This window comes from Frankia sp. AvcI1 (genome assembly GCF_001420875.1).
Taxonomy (GTDB): Bacteria; Actinomycetota; Actinomycetes; order Frankiales; family Frankiaceae; genus Frankia; species Frankia alni.
The window spans coordinates 119,673-140,835 of record NZ_LJFZ01000017.1 but is presented as its reverse complement, the minus strand read 5'-3'; the positions used below and the strand labels follow the sequence as shown (position 1 = coordinate 140,835).

Annotated in this window: 15 protein-coding genes and 15 pseudogenes; 11 read left to right on the top strand and 19 right to left on the bottom strand. The window is 73.1% G+C overall.

From position 1 onward, the window contains the following. Positions 1 to 77 precede the first annotated feature (77 nt). From UK94_RS18410 to UK94_RS57065, 3 genes and pseudogenes are all read left to right on the top strand, one after another. Positions 78 to 929 carry a TylF/MycF family methyltransferase gene (locus tag UK94_RS18410; RefSeq protein WP_050997052.1) on the top strand — a complete coding sequence of 284 codons (852 nt, stop codon included), beginning with the start codon at positions 78 to 80 and terminating at the stop codon, positions 927 to 929. Next, the gene (locus UK94_RS18405; RefSeq protein ID WP_011603208.1) at positions 926 to 1,564 is read left to right on the top strand and encodes a protein-tyrosine-phosphatase; all 639 of its coding nucleotides are present in this window, start codon (positions 926 to 928) and stop codon (positions 1,562 to 1,564) included. Before UK94_RS18410 ends, UK94_RS18405 begins: the two co-directional genes overlap by 4 nt. Continuing rightward, a pseudogene (locus tag UK94_RS57065) lies at positions 1,561 to 2,922 on the top strand (Gfo/Idh/MocA family oxidoreductase); the annotation flags it as partial. The gene UK94_RS18405 and the pseudogene UK94_RS57065, both read left to right, overlap by 4 nt. A gap of 272 nt (positions 2,923 to 3,194) precedes the next feature. Here the strand turns inward: UK94_RS57065 and UK94_RS18395 are convergent. The 4 genes and pseudogenes from UK94_RS18395 to UK94_RS18390 all read right to left on the bottom strand — a co-directional run. Continuing rightward, complete coding sequence (locus tag UK94_RS18395; RefSeq protein WP_055750811.1) at positions 3,195 to 5,177, bottom strand: bifunctional diguanylate cyclase/phosphodiesterase; 1,983 nt, start codon at positions 5,175 to 5,177, stop codon at positions 3,195 to 3,197. A 365-nt stretch (positions 5,178 to 5,542) separates the two neighbouring features. Further along, a complete protein-coding gene (locus tag UK94_RS34735) occupies positions 5,543 to 5,701 on the bottom strand; it encodes a hypothetical protein (protein ID WP_085949666.1) in 159 nt (52 codons plus the stop codon). 3 nt (positions 5,702 to 5,704) lie between these two features. Beyond that, a pseudogene (locus UK94_RS57060) lies at positions 5,705 to 5,863 on the bottom strand (sortase); the annotation flags it as partial. A 1-nt stretch (position 5,864) separates the two neighbouring features. Continuing rightward, positions 5,865 to 6,394 (bottom strand): class E sortase (locus UK94_RS18390; protein ID WP_235488577.1); only part of this gene is annotated, 530 nt, incomplete at its 3' end. Positions 6,395 to 7,136: 742 nt separating this feature from the next. Between UK94_RS18390 and UK94_RS57050 the strand changes: the two are divergent. Further along, positions 7,137 to 7,655: pseudogene (locus UK94_RS57050) on the top strand (glycosyltransferase family 2 protein); the annotation flags it as partial. A 266-nt stretch (positions 7,656 to 7,921) separates the two neighbouring features. Here UK94_RS57050 and UK94_RS18380 read toward each other — a convergent pair. Continuing rightward, on the bottom strand, positions 7,922 to 8,666 hold a 745-nt coding region (locus tag UK94_RS18380), incomplete at its 3' end, for a class I SAM-dependent methyltransferase (RefSeq protein ID WP_235488541.1). Positions 8,667 to 8,816: 150 nt separating this feature from the next. Between UK94_RS18380 and UK94_RS57045 the strand changes: the two are divergent. From UK94_RS57045 to UK94_RS57040, 4 genes and pseudogenes are all read left to right on the top strand, one after another. After that, positions 8,817 to 9,106: pseudogene (locus tag UK94_RS57045) on the top strand (acyltransferase); the annotation flags it as partial. Position 9,107: 1 nt separating this feature from the next. Beyond that, the coding region (locus UK94_RS18375) for an acyltransferase (protein WP_235488539.1) at positions 9,108 to 10,046 on the top strand (939 nt) is incomplete at its 5' end. Positions 10,047 to 10,348: 302 nt separating this feature from the next. Beyond that, a partial coding sequence (locus UK94_RS18370; RefSeq protein ID WP_235488537.1) for a glycosyltransferase family 4 protein occupies positions 10,349 to 11,343 on the top strand: 995 nt, incomplete at its 5' end. A gap of 461 nt (positions 11,344 to 11,804) precedes the next feature. After that, positions 11,805 to 12,365 (top strand): glycosyltransferase (locus UK94_RS57040; RefSeq protein ID WP_235488535.1); only part of this gene is annotated, 561 nt, incomplete at its 5' end. A 161-nt stretch (positions 12,366 to 12,526) separates the two neighbouring features. On the opposite strand, the gene UK94_RS18360 is transcribed toward UK94_RS57040, so the two are convergent. The 10 genes and pseudogenes from UK94_RS18360 to UK94_RS18345 all read right to left on the bottom strand — a co-directional run. Then, positions 12,527 to 13,495: a class I SAM-dependent methyltransferase gene (locus UK94_RS18360; RefSeq protein WP_055750834.1), complete on the bottom strand. Its 969-nt coding sequence runs from the start codon at positions 13,493 to 13,495 to the stop codon at positions 12,527 to 12,529. A gap of 165 nt (positions 13,496 to 13,660) precedes the next feature. Then, positions 13,661 to 14,608 (bottom strand): annotated as a pseudogene (locus tag UK94_RS18355) (RNA polymerase sigma factor); the annotation flags it as partial. A gap of 1 nt (position 14,609) precedes the next feature. Next, positions 14,610 to 14,839 (bottom strand): RNA polymerase sigma factor region1.1 domain-containing protein (locus tag UK94_RS57035; protein ID WP_235488533.1); only part of this gene is annotated, 230 nt, incomplete at its 3' end. Between the two features lie 124 nt (positions 14,840 to 14,963). Beyond that, positions 14,964 to 15,721, bottom strand: a pseudogene (locus tag UK94_RS57030) (DNA primase); the annotation flags it as partial. Between the two features lies 1 nt (position 15,722). Next, a pseudogene (locus UK94_RS57025) lies at positions 15,723 to 15,899 on the bottom strand (toprim domain-containing protein); the annotation flags it as partial. A gap of 1 nt (position 15,900) precedes the next feature. After that, a pseudogene (locus UK94_RS57020) lies at positions 15,901 to 16,246 on the bottom strand (DNA primase); the annotation flags it as partial. 1 nt (position 16,247) lies between these two features. Continuing rightward, positions 16,248 to 16,489, bottom strand: a pseudogene (locus UK94_RS57015) (DNA primase); the annotation flags it as partial. A gap of 1 nt (position 16,490) precedes the next feature. Further along, a partial coding sequence (locus UK94_RS57010) for a CHC2 zinc finger domain-containing protein (RefSeq protein WP_235488531.1) occupies positions 16,491 to 16,991 on the bottom strand: 501 nt, incomplete at its 3' end. A gap of 227 nt (positions 16,992 to 17,218) precedes the next feature. Beyond that, positions 17,219 to 17,595: pseudogene (locus tag UK94_RS57005) on the bottom strand (deoxyguanosinetriphosphate triphosphohydrolase); the annotation flags it as partial. Position 17,596: 1 nt separating this feature from the next. Beyond that, a partial coding sequence (locus tag UK94_RS18345; RefSeq protein WP_235488529.1) for a deoxyguanosinetriphosphate triphosphohydrolase occupies positions 17,597 to 18,481 on the bottom strand: 885 nt, incomplete at its 3' end. Between the two features lie 94 nt (positions 18,482 to 18,575). Here UK94_RS18345 and UK94_RS34730 point away from each other — a divergent pair. From UK94_RS34730 to UK94_RS57000, 3 genes and pseudogenes are all read left to right on the top strand, one after another. After that, entirely contained in the window at positions 18,576 to 18,731 is a 156-nt protein-coding gene (locus UK94_RS34730; RefSeq protein ID WP_173402683.1) for a hypothetical protein, read from the top strand. 40 nt (positions 18,732 to 18,771) lie between these two features. Continuing rightward, a pseudogene (locus UK94_RS76215) lies at positions 18,772 to 19,023 on the top strand (PH domain-containing protein); the annotation flags it as partial. Between the two features lies 1 nt (position 19,024). Beyond that, a partial coding sequence (locus UK94_RS57000) for a PH domain-containing protein (RefSeq protein WP_268761426.1) occupies positions 19,025 to 19,311 on the top strand: 287 nt, incomplete at its 5' end. Between the two features lie 214 nt (positions 19,312 to 19,525). Here the strand turns inward: UK94_RS57000 and UK94_RS56995 are convergent. From UK94_RS56995 to UK94_RS56980, 4 pseudogenes are all read right to left on the bottom strand, one after another. Beyond that, positions 19,526 to 19,810 (bottom strand): annotated as a pseudogene (locus tag UK94_RS56995) (transketolase C-terminal domain-containing protein); the annotation flags it as partial. 1 nt (position 19,811) lies between these two features. Beyond that, positions 19,812 to 19,938: pseudogene (locus tag UK94_RS56990) on the bottom strand (transketolase C-terminal domain-containing protein); the annotation flags it as partial. 1 nt (position 19,939) lies between these two features. Beyond that, positions 19,940 to 20,009, bottom strand: a pseudogene (locus UK94_RS56985) (hypothetical protein); the annotation flags it as partial. Position 20,010: 1 nt separating this feature from the next. Beyond that, positions 20,011 to 21,162 (bottom strand): annotated as a pseudogene (locus UK94_RS56980) (transketolase); the annotation flags it as partial. Between the last annotated feature and the right edge of the window lies 1 nt (position 21,163).

Sequence of the window (21,163 nt, the reverse complement as noted above, 5' to 3'; positions counted from 1 at the left end):
GCGATCCCCGCGCCCCGCACCACCATCGACCCCGTCACCGACCTCACCGGCGATCCATCCCCCATCCAGGAGCGACGATGACCACGACGCCGACCGGCACCCGCGACGACCTGCCCGACACCACGTCGCGGTACCTCGATCTCCTCCGGTCCACCCTCACCTTCTCCCTCTGGGACGGCGGGGACGGCAGCGTGTGGGAGCCGCGCGGCGGCGCCCGGCGCATCCTGGCCCTGGCCGCCGAGCGCCAGGGAGTGGAGATCGTGAAGAGATCCTCACCCGACGCCCGCGACGACGGGCGGGACTGGCCGAGACTCGCGCACACGATGACCGGCGAACATCGCATGCGCAACCTTCAGGAGTGCACCGAGCAGGTGATCCGCGACGGCGTCCCCGGCGATCTCATCGAGACCGGGGTGTGGCGGGGCGGGGCCTGCATCCTGATGCGCGGGGTGCTGGCCGCCTACGGGGTCGACGACCGCACGATCTGGGTCGCCGACTCCTTCGCCGGGCTGCCGGTGCCCGACCCGCGTTACGCGGCCGACGCCGGCGACCGCCACCACGAGCACTCCGCCCTCGTCGTCTCCGTCGACCAGGTGCGGGAGAACTTCCGCCGCTACGGCCTGCTCGACGACCAGGTCCGCTTCCTGCCGGGATGGTTTCGCGACACGCTGCCCGACGCGCCGATCGAACGCCTGGCGGTGCTGCGCCTGGACGGTGACATGTACGAGAGCACCATCGACGCGCTCGGCGCGCTGTACCCGAAGCTGTCCCCCGGCGGCTACTGCATCATCGACGACTACGGGGCGGTTCCCGGGTGTCGGGCAGCCGTGGACGACTACCGGGCCGCCCACGGCGTGTCCGAACCGATCATCCAGGTCGACTGGACGGGCGTGTACTGGCGTCGGGGCAGCGCGCCCCGTCCGGCATGAGCGCCACCGGGGCGGGCGAGCCGGGCCGGCCGTGGACGGTGCTGATGGTCTGCACCGGCAATCTCTGCCGCTCGCCGCTGGCCGAGCACCTCGCCGCGGCCCGGTTCGGCGCGGCGCCCGGCGCGGCGCCCGTGTTCCACAGCGCCGGGGTGTACGCGGAACCGGCCGCGCCGATGCACCCGCACGCCGCGGCGCTGCTGCGCGCACGGGGCGTGGACCCCGGCGCGTTCCGCACCCGGCCGCTGACCGCGGAGCTGATCGGCGCCAGCGACCTGGTCCTGTGCGCGACCCGACAGCACCGCTCGGCGGTGGTCGCCCTCGCGCCGCGCGCCCTGCGCCGGACCTTCACCGTGCGCGAGTTCGGCCGGCTGACTTCCGGGGTGCGCCCCGCGGACGTGCCGCCGGGTGAGCCGCGGCTGGCCGGGGAGCACCTGGCCGCGGCCGCCTGGCGGGTCCGGGCCTCGGGCCGCGTCGTGCCGGCGTCGATCGACGACCTGTCCGACCCGCTCGAGGGCGGTCGGGAGGCGTTCGAGACCTGCGCGCGGCTGATCGACGCGGCGCTGACGGCTCCGCTGACACTGCTCGCCGGCGCCTGCCGCGCCCAACCGGTCGGACGGGCGCCGGCGGCGGGATGAGGGTTCTCCTCGCGCAGCGCTGGGCCGACGGCTTCCTCGACGAGACCCCGACGGCCGGGCAGGCGCGCGTCCATCCGTCCGTCTGGATCACCCTGGTCCCGGTGGACGACCAGTTCTTCGTGCGGTCGGGCGGCTCCCGGGCGCTGGCCGCCTACACCCGCGAGTTCGGGGCTCGGGCGGTGGCTCGCAAGACCGCCAGCCGGCTGCGGGAACGCGACCGCAACCGGCGGTACGTGGGGGTCGGGCTGGGCACGGTCGAGCCGGCGCCGTTCCCGGGGGGCGAGGCGCCGGCGTCGCCGACGGCTGTCCCGGCGCCCGGCTCCCCCGTCGCCTTCGTCGCGCCCTGCCACCCGGCGTGCATGGAGCGGGTCGTCCTGCACCGCGACCTCATCCGCCCGGTCCGTGCGGCAGACGTCCCCCGACCGGTCGACCCCGGTGCCCGGCCGGGCGGGGCGACGATCGTCCACCGGGCCCGACCGGCGAGCCCGCCGCCGGTGGTCGACGACGCGCTGGTCGGCTGGTCGCCGTTGGCCGGGATCGCGCTGGACCCGGCGGCCGTCGACCGACTCGTGGCGTGGCTCGCGGTCGAGTGGCGCGGGGCCAGGCCGGACGACCGGCTGCTCACCGGCGCCAGCCCGATCGCGACCAGCACGCGGCGGCGCCCGGCACCCGGCGCCGCGCCGGGGTCCGCCCGCCGGCCCACCGCGGCCCTGTTCGGGCTCGGCCACTACGCCAAGACCCAGATCGTCCCGCACATCGGCGAACACCTCGACCTCATCCGGGTGCACGAACTCGATCCCGTGCAGATCGGCGCCCGGCGCACCGACCGGTGGTCCTGGGACACCTCGCCGCTGCCGGCCGAGGACGACCCGGCGGACGTCCTGCTGATCGCCGGCTACCACCACACCCATGCCCCGCTGGCCCACGCGGCGCTGCGCCGCGGCTCGGCGGCCGTCGTCGAGAAACCCCTGGTCACCACCGAGGAGGACCTCGAGGAGCTGGCGAAGCTCATCGACGGCGGCGGGCGTCTGTTCGCCTGCTTCCAGCGCCGCCACTCGCCGATCAACGCCTGGCTACGCACCGACCTCCGCCTCGGCGAGGCGCGCGAGCCGATGCTCTACAGCGCGGTGGTGTACGAGGAGCCGCTGCCCGCCCGGCACTGGTACCGCTGGCCGGCCTCGCGGACCCGGTTGGTGAGCAACGGCTGCCACTGGATCGACCACTTCCTGTGGCTCAACGACTTCGCCCCGGTGCGCCGCGCCACGGTCACCTCCGCCCGCACGGGTACCTTCACCGTGTACGTCGAGCTCGTGAACGACGCGATCCTCTCGCTCGTGCTGACCAGCGCCGGCGGCAGCNGCTTCGGCCTGCGTGAGCACACCGAACTGCGGGCCAACGGGGTGACGGCGACCATCGTCGACGGCGCCCGGTACAGCGCCNAGGCCGGGTCCCGGATCCTGCGCCGCCGCCGGGTGAACCGACTCGACAGCTACCCGGCGATGTACCGCGGGATCTGCGAGCGGCTCGTCGCGGGGGCGCCGGGCGAGAACGCCCGGGAGATCAGGGCGGTCGCCGAGCTGACGCTGCGGCTGGACACGGCGGCGGCCCGGCAGGGGCCGGCCTGTTGAGCTCAGGAGGCCGCCAGGTCGGTCTGCACCAGGTAGCCGGCCGCCCGCCAGGCCGTGGCGGGCGCCGGGGTGCCGCGCAGGCCCGCCGGCCACTGGCCCGGCCGCGGTGCGCCGGCACCGGCCGACGGCGGTGCCGACAGCGCCGGAACGGCCGCGGCGCCAACCTCCGGGGCCAGGCCGGCGCCGACCAGGGCCCCGCCCCCCGACGCCGCGGCGTCGGGGGGGACGGCGAGCCGGGCGGCCCACTCGCGCAGCCACCCGACGACCCGGTCGCCCGTCATCGGCCCGGCGACGAAGAAGCCCTGCACCTCGTCGCACTGCCAGTCGGCCAGCGCCTGCCAGGACCGCTGGGTCTCCACCCCTTCGGCGACGATGCGCAGCCGCAGCGCGTGGGCGAGCGAGACCGTGGAGCGCACGATCTCGACCGCCGCGGGGTCACGGTCGAGATCGCGCAGGAACGTACGGTCCAGCTTCACCTCGTCTGCCGGCAGTTCGCGCAGATAGGTCAGCGAGCAGAAGCCGGTGCCGTAGTCGTCCAGGCTGACCCGCACGCCCAGGCTGCGCAGACCCGCCAGCGTGCGCCGCGCCGCCTCCCGGGCCTCGATGAGGCTGTCCTCGGTGACCTCGACGACCAGCGCCGACGGCGGGAGCCGGTGGCGGGCCAGCGCCGCGCGCACCACGCCGACGAAGGCGCGGTCGACGATGACCGACGCCGGCACGTTGACCGAGACCGACAGCGGTGCGCCCCCGGCGTGCCAGCCCGCACAGGCGGCCAGCGCCTGGTCGAGGACGTACACGGTCAGTTTCGGCATCAGCCCGGCCCGGTCGAGCTCGGCGAGGAACACGTCGGGCGGGCGCACCCCGTCGACCGGATGGCGCCAGCGCACGAGCGCCTCGACCCCGCTGATCCGGCCACTGCGCAGGTCGGCCTTCGGCTGGTAGCTCAGCTCGAGCTGGCCGCGGTCCAACGCCTGGCGCACCTCGGCGCGCAGCAGCAGCCGCGCCCGGTTGATCGGGGGATGTGCCCGGTTGTAGACCGCCTGCCCGCACCGGGACCGTTTCGCGGCGAGCATCGCCTCCTCGGCGTGACGGAACAGCTCCAGCGCCACCCGGCCATGCTCGGGAGAGCAGGCGATCCCGATGCTCGCGTCGGGTCGGACCGGGGTGCCGGCGAGCAGGACCGGCGGTTCGAGCGCCTCCCGCAGGACGGCCGCGAGCCGCTCGGCGCCGTCGACCTCGCCGCCGCGCAGCAGCACCGCGAAGGCGTCACCGTCGACCCGCGCGAGCAGGGTCGAGGCGGGCAGGGCGGCGAGCAGGCGCCGGCCCACGGTGACGATCAGCCGGTCGCCCTGCTCGTGGCCGAGGGCGCCGTTGACGTCGCGCATCCGGTCGAGGTCGAGGAGCAGGACCGCGACCGGCGTCACGGCGCGCGCCCGATGGCCGCCGCCCAGGCTGCGGCCGACCGCGTCGAGGAAGTGCCGGCGGTCGGCGAGCCCGGTCAGCTCGTCACCGGCCCAGCGCCGCCGCCCCCGCCTGGAGCCCCACCAGGTGCCGCCGCAGGCGCGGGCCCGACCCGCCAGCGCCGCGGGGACGGCGACCACGGCGACCGCCGTGACCCCTGCGAGCGAGATCGCGGCCGCGCCGACGCGTCCCCCGGCGTCACCGGCGGAGCCGGGTAAGCCCGGCGGGCGGACGAACCCGACCACGAGCGCCAGCACGATCAGCCCGGCGAGGACGGCGAGGACGGCGAGGACGGCCGCCGCCGCACGGGCGTGGCCGCGGCCACCTCGGCCTGACGGTCCGGCCTGCGGCGCCGCCTGGACCTCTCCGGGCCGGTCGAGCCGGTCGAGCCGGTCGAGGCCGCCGGCGCCGGCAGGCGGCGCCCCGTCCGGCAGGCAACGTGACCAACCGCGACCGCCCGGTTCCCACGCCACGCCGCCCGGGCGGAGCGCCGAACCACGCCGTATCCGATCCGGCCATTTCATGGAATTCCCCCGAAGCCTATCCCGCAATGCCCCTGCGCCGCTCTCCGGACCGCCTGTGGCTGGCCCACCCGCCACCATCTCCGCCGACCCGGCCTGCCCCACGTCCACGCCGATCTCCGCGCTATCAGAGCGTAACGTGGCCCAGTTCGCAGGGTATCCGATGCCCGACTTTCCGGTGGCGTCGGCTCAGCCGTCCGGTGTCCCCGACACGCTCCCCCGACCATCGGGTCCTAATGCCCGTGAAGGCGTTGGCGAATTCCACTCCGCTACCCGTTGGGACCTGCCCGTCGCCATTTCGACTAATCCGCTGGTCCGCCGACAGACGAGTGGTGGCCGGCGGCCCGCCGCCGTCGAGTCAACACCCATCAGTTACCCAGTGTGACTCGACCGTTCGGCAACACCGTCTCCACCGCGGGAAAGGCAACGAACATCAACAAGGCGACGACGGCAAGCACCGCAACGACTGCCAGCGTCAGCCGGAGCCGCGGCGGACCGGGCAGCCGGCGGTAGAGCCACGCGTACATCGCTCACTCCCCCCTGACCGCCGGGGGCACCCCGGCGGACTTCGCGGTGGTGTCGACCAGCTCGCCGTACACGATCAGTCGATGGCTCGCCGAGAACTTCGGATGGCAGGTGGTCAGGGTGATCAGGTCCTTGGTCGGCGCCACTCCCGGTCGCTTGGGGACNGGGTAGGTGACATCCACGCGGTTCGGCGTCACGACCTCGGAGCCGGTGACCCGGTAGGTGTAGTAACGGTCCCGTACCTCAACGACAAGAGGGTCGCCAACCTTCAATTCATCGAGACGACTAAACGGTTTTCCATACGTCGTCCGATGCCCCGAAACGACGAAGTTGCCGAGCTGACCAGGCATGGCCGTGCCCGGAATATGGCCTGGCCCGCGCCGCAGCTCACCGGCGGCGACGCCCTCCACGACGACGGGGGAATAGTCGCGGCCGAATCGCGGCACCCGCAGGACCGCCAGGCCGTCGCCGAGATCGACCGGTGGCAGCGGAGCCGGCCGCACCCGATCACCGGCGGGCGCCCGCGGCGCCGGCGGCCGCCGCCAGGCCTGGTCGAGCTGGTGGTGCAGCCGATCCTGGGTCCGCGCGGCGAACAGATCGGTGACCCACAGCTGGTAGGCGAGGAACAGCGCGACGACGATCCCAGCGGTGATCAGCAACTCGCCGAGCCCCCGGGCCAGCCGGCCGGCGAGCATCCGCCGGCGTCCGGCGGCGGGACCGCGTCCGACGACGGGCGCCGGGTCCTCGACGAGCACCGTGGGCGCGTCCGCCGCCGGATCCGCCGGCCGGCCGGGTCGGGGCGTCTCGCCCGTCGCCGGACCGCTCGACGCGGTTCCCTGCTCGTCTTCGGCTGNTGGGACCGAGGATGCCTCCACCACGCCATCACCCTAGGCCATCGTTCAACTACCTCTAGTGAGGTATCGGCAGATCGACTGGACGTTGCGGCCCGCCACGGCGAGCCGACGACTCCCCTTGCTCTACAGCGTGACATGGCTCTGTTACTCTCGGCACCGAATCGGTGGCGTCGTCGCGCGGCCGCCAGGACTCACGCTCCGCTCGACCGAGGCAGGGGGCCCGATGAAGACCGTGGCGGTCATCGTCCACTGGGGCCCGCCTCAGCCCACGGTCGAACTCGCGGAACGCCTGGACGCGAGCCCGTCGATCGCCCAGGTCACCGTCGTCGCCAACGACGGCTCGGCCCGGCCGGCGGAACTGGCGACGTCCGTGGCGTGGACCCTGCCGCCACGCAACCTCGGCTTCGGCGGCGGTTTCGCGCTCGCCGTCCGGGACTACCCGGCGGCGGGCGCCTACCTGCTGGTCAACAACGACATCCGGATCGACGAGGCAACGATCCGGGCGTGTCTGGACCTGCTGACCGGCACCAACATCGGAGTCGTCGCCCCCACCCTCGTCAACGGTGACGGCCTGCAGTCCGGNTCGGCGCGGCTGAGCCCGGTCCTCGTGGCGCCGCGAGCCCGCCGCCCCCCCGACGACCGGCCCTGCGAGGCGGACTGGGTGACCGGCGCGGTGATGTTCATCAAGGCCGCATGCCTGCGGCGGGTCCCGTTCGACGGCCGGTACTTCCTCGGTTTCGAGGACGTCGACTTCTGCTACCGGGTCCGGGAGGCCGGGTGGAGCGTCGTACTCAGCCCGCACCGGGCCTGGCACACCGGCAGCACCACGATCCCCCGCCGCGCCAACGCCTACTACACCGTGCGCAACCGGCTGTGGTTCACCCGCATCCGCGGCTGGCGGCTGCGCACCACGCTGGTCGCCGCCGTCACCGCGACCGTCGTGCTGCCCCGCAGCGTGGTGCTGGACGTCGTGCGCGGGCGGGGACTCGAAACGACGGCGCTGGTCCGCCACGGCCTGCTCGACGGGCTCGGCCCCCTGCCACCCCCCGGCGACCCGAGGGCCGACGAACCGCGTGCGGCCCACTGGACGGCATGGCGGTAGCCCGACCCCACGTTCCCACCCACCGGGGACACCGCCTCCGGGTCGCGACGGATCTGCTGCCGCGGCGGTCCCCGCGCCACCCGACCGTCGCGCGCCCCGGCCGGTCGGCCCCGCTGCACCGACCGACGGCAGAGCGCCCGTGGCCGACGTGGCCCACCGGTGCCGCGCCTACGGCCGCCGGGGCGGTGTCCGCGGGCCGGCCCCGGCCTCGGCGTGGACCGACCGGATGACCGCCGGGCCCCGGGACGACCCCGAGCTCTGCGCCNGCACGACCACGGGTGCGCCGTCGCAGCCGCCGGCGTCGGCGCCGACGGCGAGGGGGGCGACGGTGGCGGGGGTCGCGGTGGCAGGGGTGGTGGCGGGGGTGGCGAGGAACAGCGCCTGCCACGCGAACATGTTCGGCCACCGGGCGAGAATCCGGCGGTCGGCACCGCGCGTCAGCCCGCGCGGCAGCACCTCGCGACTGCGCCACCACGGCAGGCCGCCGGTCGTCGAGTGGGCGACGAGGCGCAGGCCGTTGTCCGCCAGCAGGCGCCGGGCCGAGTCCACCGTGTAGAAGCGCAGGTGGGTGGCGTCCATGAGCCCGGTCTCGGTGTACTCGAAGCGACCGAGCAGGAACTGTGCGCGCTGCCGGTAGTGCAGCACGTTGGGCAGCGCCACCAGGATGCGCCCGGCCGGGTCGACGACCCGGCGGGCCTCGGCCAACAGCGGCGCGGGCTCGGCCAGGTGCTCCAGGATGTGGGAGAGCAGTACGAGCTGGTAGCTGCCGTCCGGCGCGAAGGACAGCCCGTCGTTGAGATCGGCGAGTTCGACCCGCTCGCACTCCACGCCCGCGGCCACCCGCTCCGAGGGATCGATCGTCACCCCGGTGACGCGCCAGCCCCGGGCCCGCAGCAACCGAGCGTTGTCCCCCGCTCCGCAGCCGCAGTCGAGCGCCCGCCCCGGCCGGATGTCGATCAGATCGAGCAGGTCGGAGTTGCCGCCATTGCGATACCGCAGATCGAGTTCCATGTACGACTCCCTTCGCGCCGGCACGGCACGCGTCCTCGACCTCAGAGGCAAGGCCGGATTCTCACATAGAGTAATGCCTTCATGACGCATAATCGTTGACCTCGCGCCAGGACCACCGTCGGCCCCGTGTCGGCCGCGAAGGAGCCTCGTATGGAATCGGGCATCGGACCGACGGCGCACGCCCTCCCCTCGCCGGCCGCCGCGAGCCCGAGCGGGTCCCCTCCCGCGGCGACCACCCCGAGCACCGGGCAGGCGCTGCAAGGCCCCCGACCCACCCTCGCCACGGTCTTCACGGGGCCGAACAGCATCGGGGCGTTGCGGCTGTGGCTCGCGGTGACGGTGTTGCTGTCCCACGGGTGGGCACTCAGCGGCCACCACACCCCGGCACTGGGCCGCCACGAGTACGACGAGGTAGCCCTCAACGGCTTCTTCGCGGTGAGNGGCTTCCTGGTGACCCGCAGCGGCACGCGGCTGAGCGTCCCCCGCTTCCTGTGGCACCGGGCGTTGCGCATCCTGCCGGCCTTCTGGGTGTGCCTCCTGCTGGTCGCCCTCGTCGAGGCGCCCCTGGGTTGGCTGCACGACACCGGCTCGCTTCGTGGCTACCCGCTGACCGGCCCGCACGGCGCGCTGCCCTACGTCACCGACAACGCGCTGGTCAGGATGCGCTTCTACGACATCGCCGGCACTCCCACCGGCACCTTCTTCCCCCTGCCCGGTTCGGGCATGCCGGTCGCCTGGGACGGCTCGCTGTGGACTCTGTGGTGGGAGGTGCTGTGCTACCTCGGCACCGCGGCGCTCGCCGCGGTCGGCCTGCTGCGCCGCCGCCCGGTTCTGGCCGTCGGTGCGACCCTGCTGCTACTCGCCGCGATCCACCCGCTGGGCCCCGGCGGCGCGCTGCTGCCGGCGCCCTTCTCCACCGACCTCGCCCGGTTCGGGCTGCACTTCCTCGCCGGCGCCGTGCTGTGCCTGTACGCCGAGCGCATCCCGCTGTCGGGCCGGCTGGCCACGGCGGCGGCGCTCGTGCTCGGCGCGTCGTTCTTCGTCACCGACCAGCACCTGATGTCCGCGCTGCCGATGGCGTACCTCGTCGCCTGGTTGGCGGTCCGGCTGCCGCTGCACCGGGTCGGCTCGCGGCGCGATCTGTCCTACGGCCTGTACATCTACGGCTTCCCGATCCAGCAGCTCGCCACCGTCTACGGCCTGCACCGGCTCGGCGCCGTCGTCTACCTGCCGCTGACCACGGCCGTGACGGTGCTGGTCGCCGCGGCGAGCTGGACGGCCGTGGAGGCGCCGGCGCTGCGGCAGAAGAACTGGTGGTCCCGTCGCCCGGGCCGGGGCAGGTCCCTCGACGCCCTACCAGCCCCGCGCACGGGCCACTAAAAGTACATACTCCAATCCTCAACGTGCCGATGACACGGCACTCAACGCGAAGACAACACGTGGCGAGAGATTAGCATCACCTTCCGTGCCACCTCTTCGCCGATTCCCTGCCCCCACTCCCGCATCTGCCCCCGACCAGCCCGCGCGCGTGCTGCTCCTGACCGTCTCGCGCGGGCTCGGCGGCGGCATCGAGCNCTACCTCACCACCGTCGAGGAGACGCTGCGGGCCGGCGGAGCGGACCTGCTGCGCCTCGACATGCTGGGACCGGGGGTCGAGCTGACCGCGGCCGCCCGCGCCCGGNTCAGCCTGCGGGCGCTCGACCAGGCCCGGCGCTTCGGCCCCGCGGACAGCGTCGTCGCCGGCCATGCCAACCTCATCCCGGTGGCCGCCGTCGCGCTGCGGCTGACCCGGGCCCGCTTCGGCCCGGTCCTGTTCTACGGCACCGACATCTGGGGCATGCGCGCCGCCGACCGGGCGATCCTGCGGGCCGACCCCCTGCTGCACCCCGTCACGATCAGTTCCTACAGCGCGGGGGCGCTGTCCACCGTGGGCCTCGCCCCCATCCTGCCGCCCGGCATCTCCCCGGCGTGGCGGGCGACGCTGCTCGCCGAGGCGAGCCGGCGACGGCCGCTGCCGCCGGTCCCCACCATGCTCAGCGTTTTCCGGCTCGCCGACTGGGCGGGCAAGGGCGCCGCGGTGCTGATGGAGGCGGTGCGCTCCGTCCGGCAGACCCTGGGCCCGGTCCGGCTGGTGCTGGCCGGCAAGGGCCCGGCTCCGGGCGCGCTGCACGAGCTGGTGTCCGCGGATCCCGACACCGAGCTGCACGAGTCCCCGACCGACGAGGACCTCGCCCGGTTCTACGCCACCGCCGACCTGTTCGCCCTGTGCACCCGCACCCGCCCACGCGGACCGGCGGCCAGCGGCGAGGGCTACGGCATCGTGCTGTTGGAGGCCCAGCTCGCCGGCTGCGCCGTGGTCGGCCCGGCCTCCGGTGGCAGCCACGACGCCTACCAGGACGGCGTCACCGGCGCCACACCCGTCGACGAGTCCGCCGAGGCCCTCGCCGACGTGCTGCGCGCCCTGCTCGCCGACCGGGCCCGCCTCGCCCGCATCGGGCGGCGCGCCGCCGAATGGGCAGCGGCAGCCACCCGGCCGGACGACTACCTCCGACTCGTGTTCACCGCCCTGACCGGGCGTCCCCCGGCCGGCCTCGGCGGGGCCGGGGTCCCGGACCAGCCGGCCGACGCCCCGCACGGCAGGACGCGCGCCGGCGCGCCCTCTCACTCGGGAGCATGATGAAGATCCTGGTCGACTGCGCCGGCGCCCGCATCGGCGGCGCGAAACGCCTGCTGAACGAGTTCGACCTCTACCTGCAGGACCGCCGGCTGCCCGAGCTGCGCGTGACCGGGCGCGACCGCGTCCTGACCGCCCCCTGGTTGCTGCGCCGGGAGCGCCCCGGCGACCGGTACGACCGATCGCTGGCGCTGAACAACGTCTCCTTCGCGCTGACCGGCCGCGAGCGTCGGGTCCTCATCCANGGCCCCCAGCACTTCCTGCGGATGGACGAGGTGCGCACGCTCGGGCTGCGGATCGGCCCGGCCGTGCACGCGCAGGCCCCGGTCGTGTGGGCGGCTATGCGCCGGGCCGACCACATCTTCGTTCCGTCGACGAGCATGGCCGAGCGGGTCCTGCGGATCATGCCGGCCGCCCGGGACCGGGTGGTCGTGGCGTTCAACCCGGTGACGCCGCCGGACCCNCACCTGCTGCGGGTCCGGTCGGACGAGCGCCGCGAGCGGGACGCGGGCGCCGGGACGGTGGACTTCCTGTGCCCCATCATCATCACCCCGCACAAGCTGATGGCCCGCCGTCTGCGGGCGGGGCTCGGGGCCCTCGACATCCTCGCCGGACCGCCCCACCACATCGACGCCACGATCACCGTCACCGGCCGGGCGGACCTGATCGAGGATCCCGCCGTGGCGCATCATCCACGCCTGCGGCTCGTCAGGGAGCACCCGGCGACCACGGTCATCGACATGATGATCCGGTGCGACGCCATCTTCTTCCCGGCCGAGCTCGAGTCCTTCGGCTACCCCATGGCCGAGGGCCGGATGATGGGAGTGCCCGTCGTCGCGCTGGACAGCGCCCACAACCGCGAGATCGCCGGACCGGCGCTGGTCGGCTACGAGCGGGAGGCCACCGAGGAGATCGCCGCCGCGTTGCACGCCGCGCTCGAGGTGGATCTGAAGCCCGACCAGGACAACCCGTTCGACCGCGGACCCTACTTCGACCTGCTCCTCGGCGAGGGCGCCGCGGGCTGATCGCGCTCGCGGCGGACCCGGCGGGCGTGGCCGTGCTCCACCGCTCCCGCCGCGGCGGACCCGCGGATCGGGGCGCTCGGCGGGTCCGGTCGCTCGGCGGGTCCGGTCGCTCAGCGGGTCCGGTCGCTCAGCGGGTCCGGTCGCTCAGCGGGTCCGGTCGCTCAGCGGGTCCGGTCGGTGTCCGCGGTCGCCGGAGCGATGGACTCCAGCTCGAGCGGCTCCAGGTCGAACGGCTCCAGGTCGAACGGCTCGACGGGCGTCGCCTGGGCCGGCACCGTGAGCCCGCGCGACGGCGTCGCCACGGGCGCCGCTCCCACGTCGAGGCGTCGGGCGACCAGCAGATGCTGACCGGCGACGTCGTCGTCGACATCGGCGAGCGAGGCCACCGGAACGAGCTCCAGTTCGCCGAATCCGGCCGCCGTCACGAGTCGGCGCACCTGGTCGGCGCTGCGGCCGAAGCAGTTCAGCGCGAACCGGAGCTTCAACCGGCCCGCCAGCCCCCGTTCGGCGCGCCACTGCGCCTCGGTCCGCCAGCGGGGGTCGTCGACGACCACGTGCACGAGCAGCCGGCCGCCGGGGCGCAGCGCGGCGTGCCAACCACGCAGTGCGCGCGCGAACACCTCGTCGGTGAGGTGCTGCACGACCGCGACGGAGTAGACGACATCGACGTCACGGCCACCGCGGATGAACTCGTCGACGGTGACGTAGTCCAGGTTGGGCGCCGGGTTCAACACCCGCGCGCAGGCCAGCGCCCCGCGGGAGACGTCGACAGCGGTCACCGAGTGGACCCGTGGCGCCACGGCCGCGGCCAGATAGCCGGGGCCGCAGCCGACGTCGAGGACATCGTCGTCCGCCTGCAGGTAACGGCCGAGCACCTCGTCGGCGAGCACCTGCCGGGTGCGCCGGTTGCGCTCGGCCGCGGCGTGACGGTCATGCTCGCCGGGCTGAAAGTAGTGCGGGCTCCAGGCCAGCAGGCGCAGCGCGACCTGCGGGCGCCGCCCGGCCGGGGTCACGGCCAGCAGCGCGGGCACCCATCGAGCGCCGAGGAAGTTCTGCGCACCGGCTGTCGCCACGGCGAATCCCGCCAGCGGGCGTAGCCGGCGTACGACGGTGGATCCCCTGCCAGCCATGCTCGCCATCCTCTCGGCCGGACAGACGGCACCGACTGTGCCGCCGCGCACCGGGNCGACGAGCATCGATGGACAGCAACCATCGAGGATCAGGACACCGATACTANCCAAGAGTAATAACGTGACCACACAGGGTCAACAACCCGGGTGGCCACGCAGGCGCGTCTACTCCAGGTAGTCGCGCAGCTTCTGGGAACGCGACGGGTGGCGCAGCTTCGACAGCGTCTTGGACTCGATCTGCCGGATGCGCTCGCGGGTGACGCCGAACTCGCGCCCGACCTCCTCCAGCGTGCGGGGGTGGCCGTCGGTGAGCCCGAAGCGGAGCTGGATGACCTTCTTCTCCCGGTCGGAGAGCGTGTGCAGGACAGAGTCGAGCTGCTCCTGGAGGAGGATGAAGCTCGCCGCGTCGACCGGGACGACGGCGTCGCAGTCCTCGATGAAGTCGCCAAGGTGGGAGTCCTCCTCCTCACCGATGGGCGTCTCCAGCGAGACCGGCTCCTGGGAGACCTTGAGGATCTCCCGGACCTTGTCCGGGGTGAGGTCCATCTCCTTGGCGATCTCCTCCGGGCTCGGCTCGCGGCCGAGGTCCTGAAGGAGCTGCCGCTGGATGCGGATCAGTTTGTTGATGGTCTCGACCATGTGCACCGGGATGCGGATCGTGCGCGCCTGGTCGGCGATGGCGCGGGTGATCGCCTGGCGGATCCACCAGGTGGCGTAGGTCGAGAACTTGTAGCCCTTGGTGTAGTCGAACTTCTCGACCGCGCGGATCAGGCCGAGGTTGCCCTCCTGGATGAGGTCCAGGAACAGCATGCCGCGACCGACGTAGCGCTTGGCGATCGAGACGACGAGACGCAGGTTCGCCTCGACCAGCTTGCGCTTGGCGATCTGCCCGTCGCGCTCGATGGCCTCGAGATCCCGCCGCATCTGCGGGGAGGTCTTCTTCGTCGCCACCGCGAGCTTCTCGGAGGCGAACAGCCCGGCCTCGATCCGCTTGGCGAGGTCGACCTCCTCCTCGGCGGTGAGCAGCGGGACCTTGCCGATCTCCTTGAGGTACATGCGCACCGGGTCGGAGGTCGGTGCCTTGAGCGCGAGCTCCTCCTCCTCGCGGCGCCGNCGGGCGAGCAGATCGGCCTCGTCGGGGTTCTCGCCCCCGGCCTCAAGGACCTCGATGCCCTCGTCGTTGAGCACCTGCAGCACCGTCTCGGCCTGCTCCGGGGGCAGCTCCGCCGCCTGGATCGCGACCGTGACATCCTCGGTGGTGAGGAAACCGATCTCCTTGCCCCGGGTGATGAGGTCCTTGACCTCGTCCACCTGGGCTTCGCGGGGTAGGACGGTAGGACTCATGGGCGGAATCTCGTCACTTCCTTCTCGGGATCGACCCAGGTTACGCGGCACCTACGCCCCGCTCCCGGAGTTGATGCTTGTGCTGTTCCAAAGCGATCAGCTCACCGTAAGCACGGTTGAAGGNCTCGGCGTCGACCACCGGGTTGAGCCGCTGCACGCGCGACTTCAGGTCGGTGATCCGACGTGTCACATGCAACTCCTGTACGCGTGACATCTGTTCGTCGACATAACGATCATCCACATCGCGGTCGCAGAGCACCCTTTCCACGGCGAGAGCGGTGACGAAACGTCGCAGCCCCTCCTCCGTCGCCGCCGCGGACAGCTCCGTCACCCACGCGGCGACGTCGCCGGTCCTCGCCAGCCCCCCGCCCACCCCACCGAGACCGGAGATGAGCTCGCGGACGGCGCGGTGCGCGGGAACAGTGAACATCTCCGGGGCCAGCGTGTCGAACATCGGCCCTGCAAGTCCCGGAAACTGGACCGCGAGTTTGAGTGCCTCACGCTCCACGATGACGGTCGGGTCGGTTGCGGCGGGCTCCCGGCGGCCCACCGCCGAGGCGACGGCGGCGGACCGGCCGCCCGTCTGCTGCTCCCGGTGCTCGGCGACCCGGCGCGCCACGAACCGCTCGTCGAGGAAGCCCAGCCAGCGGTCCAGGTTCACCGCGTGGCGATGGCGCAGGCCGGCGTCCTTGATCCGGTTGATCAGCGGGGCGGCGGCGTCCAGCGCGGCGAGGCGGCCCTCGGTGGTGTCGAGGTCGTAGCGGGCGAGCACCCCGCGGATCGCGAACTCCACCAGCGGGACGCGGCGGGCGACCAGCTCGCGCACGGCGGCGTCACCGCCGCGCATCCACAGCTCGCACGGATCGAGCCCGGTGGGCTCCANCGCGACGAACGTCTGGGTGGCAAAGCGTTCCTCGTGCTCGAACGCCCGCAGGGCCGCCTTCTGGCCGGCGGCGTCGCCGTCGAAGGTGAAGATCACCTCGCCGCGACGCTCGTCGGAGTCCATGAGCAGCCGGCGCACCACCCCGACATGCTCCGGACCGAAGGCGGTGCCACAGGTNGCCACGGCCGTGGTGACCCCGGCGAGGTGGCAGGCCATCACGTCGGTGTAGCCTTCGACCACCACGACCTGGTAGCGCCGGGCGATGTCGCGGCGGGCCAGCTCCGCCCCGTAGAGCAGGCTCGCCTTCTTGAACAGCGGTGTCTCGGGCGAGTTGAGGTACTTCGGACCGGCGTTCGGCGAGCCGTCCTCGGCGAGGCGGCGCCCGCCGAAGCCGACCACCTCGCCGGCCAGGTCGCGGATCGGCCACATGAGCCGGTGGTGGAACCGATCGATCAGGCCCCCGCGGGCTCCCTGTTTGGACAGCCCCCCGAGCACGAGCTCCTCGCCGGTGAAGCGGCGCGACANCAGGTGGCGGGTGAGCGTGTCCCAGCCGGTCGCGGCATAGCCGACGCCGAAGCGCTGCGCCGCGGTCAGGTCGAAGCCCCGGGCGGTGAGGAAGTCCCAGCCGGCGCGGGCCGAGGGGTGACCGCCAAGCTGCTCGGCGTAGAACTCCGCCGCGATCCGGTGCGCCTCCAGCAACCGCTGGCGCTGGCTGGACACGGTCCGGTCCGTGGTGCCGCCGCCCTCGAAGGTCAGCGTGACCCCGGNGCGGCGGGCCAGCCGCTCGGCGGCCTCCCGGAAACTCAGCCCGTCGATCTCGCGGACGAAGGAGTAGACGTCGCCACCCTGCTGGCAGCCGAAGCAGTGGAACAGGCCGGTGGCCACGTTGACGTAGAAGGAGGGTGACTTCTCCTCGTGGAACGGGCACAGCCCGACCAGCTCGTTGCGCCCCGCCGGGCGCAACTGGACGTGTTCGGAGACGACGTCCGCGATCGGCGAGCGCTCCCGGACCAGGGCGACGTCGGCGTCACGGATTCGTCCGGCCACCCGTCCCTCCCCTCGTCCGTGTCGGGCGAGAGGTACCTCGCCCGGGGCAGAACGCCCGCCAGTAGTGCGCCATCCCGTTCCCGCGGAGCCGATCGCCACGGCGCCGTCGCCGTACCCCCGGCCGATGTCGGCCGCGACGCCGCTCACATCGGTCCTACCGGTGCGATGGTACGTGTCGTAAGCACGACAGTGCCGATCATGCCACGGGAATGTTGAGGACAATGGCCGCCACCTGCATCTCGGGCCGAGCCGGCGGCCTCGCGCCCGGCCGTGGCGGCCCTCCCTCCGTCGGGGGATGCGCCCCTACCCCGGACGCGGACGGGTCCGCTCCCCCTGCCGAGGGTACGACGATCACCCCCGCGGGGGACCCCGCACCGCCCCGGACGCGCCGGCCGCCACGACGCCACCCTCGCCCGCCGCGGGCGGCCGCCGACCGGCGATCGGGCCGCTCAGAGCACACGGTGCACCGGTTGCCCGCGCAGCGCGGCGTGCCGCCGCTCGGCACTCGCATCGGTCAGCCGGGCCACCTGGTCGACGACCACCCGCAGCCGGGCGGCGTCGTCCGGAGCCTGCTCGAAACGAGCCCGCAACGACGGATCCAGTGACCGCGGGGCGCCCCGCAGCAGCAGGTCCACGAGTTCGGCGACGACCTCCCGCTGCCGAGCCTGCCGGGTCCGCGCACCCGGCCGCTCCATGACGTACCACGCGGTGACCCCCTTGAGGGCGGCACATTCCGCCACTGTGGCGGCATCCACCGCCAGGTCCGCGCCGTAGCGCCGCAGCGGCCCCCCGGGATGGCGCTCCCGCGTCGTCCGCACCGCCGCCCNGGAGAACCGCGCGATCAGCTCGCTCGTCATCGTCCGCAGCGCCGCCTGGCCGCGGGCCGACGTGATCTCCGAACGGATCCACCAGGGTTGGGCACGCAGCGTGTCCAGCGCCGCCGACACCGCCGCCGCCGAGGCGCCCGGATAGCGCTGTGCGGTGGCGACCGCCAGCTCCTCGCGGTGCCCCGGGTCGTCGAGCGCGGCCAGCTCGATGTGCCCGCCGACGACGCCGTCCTCGAGGTCGTGGACCGAGTAGGCGACGTCGTCGGCCCAGTCCATGATCTGGGACTCGAAGCACCGCCGCCCCGGCGGGGCCCCCGCGCGCACCCACTCCAGCACGGCCAGGTCGTCGTCGTACGCGCCGAACTTGCCGCCATGCTCCGGCGGGGCGTCCCGGCGCGCCCACGGGTACTTGGTCGCGGCGTCCAGGCTCGCGCGCGTCAGGTTCAGCCCCGCGCTGCGCCCCTCGTCGTCAACGATCTTCACCTCCAGTCTCGTCAGCTCCCGCAGGCTCTGCGCATTGCCCTCGAACCCGCCGCAGGCCGCCGCCGCCTCGTCCAGCGCCAGCTCACCGTTGTGCCCGAAAGGGGGATGTCCGAGGTCGTGTGCGAGGCACGCCGCATCGACGAGGTCCGCATCGGCTCCCAGCTCCGCCGCGAGTTCCCGCCCCACCTGGGCGGTCTCGAGCGAGTGGGTGAGCCGAGTGCGCGGGAAATCGTCGTCGAGCGGGCCTACGACCTGCGTCTTTCCCGCCAGCCGGCGCAGCGCGCTGGAGTGCAGCACCCGCGCCCGATCCCGGGCGAACGGGGACCGCGGCTGCGGTGTAGCCTTCGGGCGTTCCGAGACCCGACGGACCGTATCCGAAGCGTCATACCACTCACCGACCACGAGGTTGAGCGTATCGGCGCGATTCGGGGACCTCGGCCGATCGCAGCGACGATACTTTGTGCGCACCCTTCACCAATCGGCCCGGAGGCCCGCCGTGGACAAGATCATCAAGTATGGCGCGATCGCGTTCGTCATCTTCTTCGTGGTGACCGCACCCAACAGTGCAGCAAGTATCATCGACCGCGTGTTCGGATGGTTGCAGTCATGGGCTGACGGGGTGTCCACGTTCGTCACCGACACCGCTCTGTAATGCCCGCCCAGGCGGCCCTCATGTCTGGGACACTGCGGACGTGGTGAGACTTCAGCTCCCGGATCCGGCCCAGCGCGACACCAAGTACCTGGCGTCGCAGGAACGCCTGGTGATGATGGTGCGGCTGCACTGGGCCGTCCTGCTTCCCGTCTTCCTCCAGACCCTGGGTGCGGTGCTGCTCGCCCTGGTGGCGAACATCCTGTTCGCCGCGCAGGACGTCGACGCGGGCTTCATCACCACACTGTTGTGGTACTTCGCGCTCTTCATGATCTTGCGGATGCTCTGGAAGGTCNCCGACTGGCAGTTCGATCATCTGATGATCACCGACAAGCGGCTGCTGAAGGTGTCGGGGATCTTCTTTCGCAAGGTCCAGACGATGCCGCTGTCCAAGATCACCGATCTGACCTACAACCGGGATCCGCTGGGCCGGCTGCTCGGTTACGGCGAGTTCGTGGTCGAGTCCGCCGGTCAGGACCAGGCACTATCCAAGATCCAGTTCTTGCCGCGACCGGACCGGCTCTACCTCACCCTGGTCGACATGACCTTCGGTGGGGCGCCGTCGCCGGCCGGCGACGACTGACAGCGGCGGTACGGAACTCACCCGCGGGGGACGACGCGGGGTGGTCGCGTCGCCGGGCTCTTCTGGACGCGTGACGGCGGCCGGGCCCGGGTCGACGCGGCCACGGGCGTGACGATGGCAGCGGGGCCGGGGGGTGACGTCCCCCCGGCCCCGCTGCCGTCTCGGCCCTTCTCGGCGGTCCTCCCCGGCGGCGCCACGCGCCGCCGGGAGACCGTCAGCGCAGCAGGTCGCGGGCCGCCTCGACGATGTGCTTCGCCGAGATGCCGGCGGCGTCGAGGAGCTCCTCGGGCGTGCCCGAACCGGGCAGTGCGCGCACCGCGAGATGGCGAACGGACAGCGGCAGCCCGCTGTCGTCCAGCGCCCCGAGCACGGCGCTGGCCAGTCCGCCCTCCGGGTAGTGGTCCTCGGCGACGACGATGCGCCCCCCGGTGGCCCGGGCGGCTTCGAGCAGGGTCGCGGCGTCGACGGGCTTGACCGAGTAGAGGTCGATCACCCGGGCNGCGACCCCCTCCGCGGCGAGCGTGTCGGCGGCGGCCAGGGCCTGATGCAGGGTGACACCAGCACCGATGAGCGTGACGGTGTCGCCGTCCGAACGGCGCAGCACCTTGGAGCCGCCGGGGGCGAACGNCTCGTCCGGACCGTAGAGCACCGGGTAGGCGCCGCGGGTGGTACGCAGGTAGCTCACCCCGGACAGGTCGNCCATCGCCGCGACGAGCTTGGCGGCGGACGTCGCGTCGCTCGGGTAGAGCACCGTCGATCCGCCGACGGCCCGCATCATCGCCAGGTCCTCCAGCGCCATCTGCGACGGACCGTCCGCGCCGATCTCCACCCCGGCGTGGCTGCCGGACAACCGGATGTCGGCCTGGGAGATCGCCGCCATCCGGATGAAGTCGTAGGCACGGGAGAAGAAGGCGGCGAAGGTGGAGGCGAACGGCACGTAGCCGCGCACCGACAGGCCGACCGCCGCCGCGACGAGCTGCTGCTCGGCGATGAAGATCTCGAAGAACCGGTCCGGGTACGCCTTGCCGAAGTCCTCGGAGTACGTCGAGTTGCTGACCTCGGCGTCGAGGGCGACGACGTCGGTGCGCGCCCCGAGGGCGGCCAGCGCCTGCCCGTAGGCCCGCCGGGTGGCGACCTTGGCGCCGAGCTCGTAGCTGGGCAGGGTGATCGCCGGCCGGCTGATCGGCTCCGGCCGCGGGAAGTCCGGCCCCGGCACCGGGCCGCGGATGCGCAGGTTGCGCTCGCCGCCGAGCTCGGCGATGGCACGCTTGGCCATGTCCTCGGGGAAGGGCTTGCCGTGCCAGCCCTCCTTGTCCGACGTCTCCGAGAAGCCGGCGCCCTTGTGGGTACGGGCGAGGATGACGGTCGGCCGGGTCGCGTCCTCGGCCCCGGCGAGCGCCTCGTCGATCGCGGCGATGTCGTGACCGTCGATGACGACCGCCCGCGCACCGAACGACTCGACCCGCTTGGCGTAGGTGTCGAGATCCCAGCCGAGCTCGGTGGGGCCACGCTGGCCGAGCCGGTTGACGTCGACGATCGCGATCAGATTCGACAGGTTGTAGTAGGAGGCCTTGTCCAGCGCCTCCCAGACCGACCCCTCCGCCATCTCGCTGTCACCGCAGATCACCCAGACGCGGTAGGGCACCTTGTCCAGGTACTTCCCGGCGAGCGCCACCCCCACACCGTCGGGCAGGCCCTGCCCGAGCGACCCGGTGGCGACGTCGACCCAGGGCAGGATCGGGGTGGGGTGGCCCTGCAACCGCTCGCCGAAGCGGCGGTAGCCGTTGATGAGCTCGGTGTCGCTGACGACCCCGACCGCCTTGAAGATCGAGTAGATCAGCGGCGAGGCGTN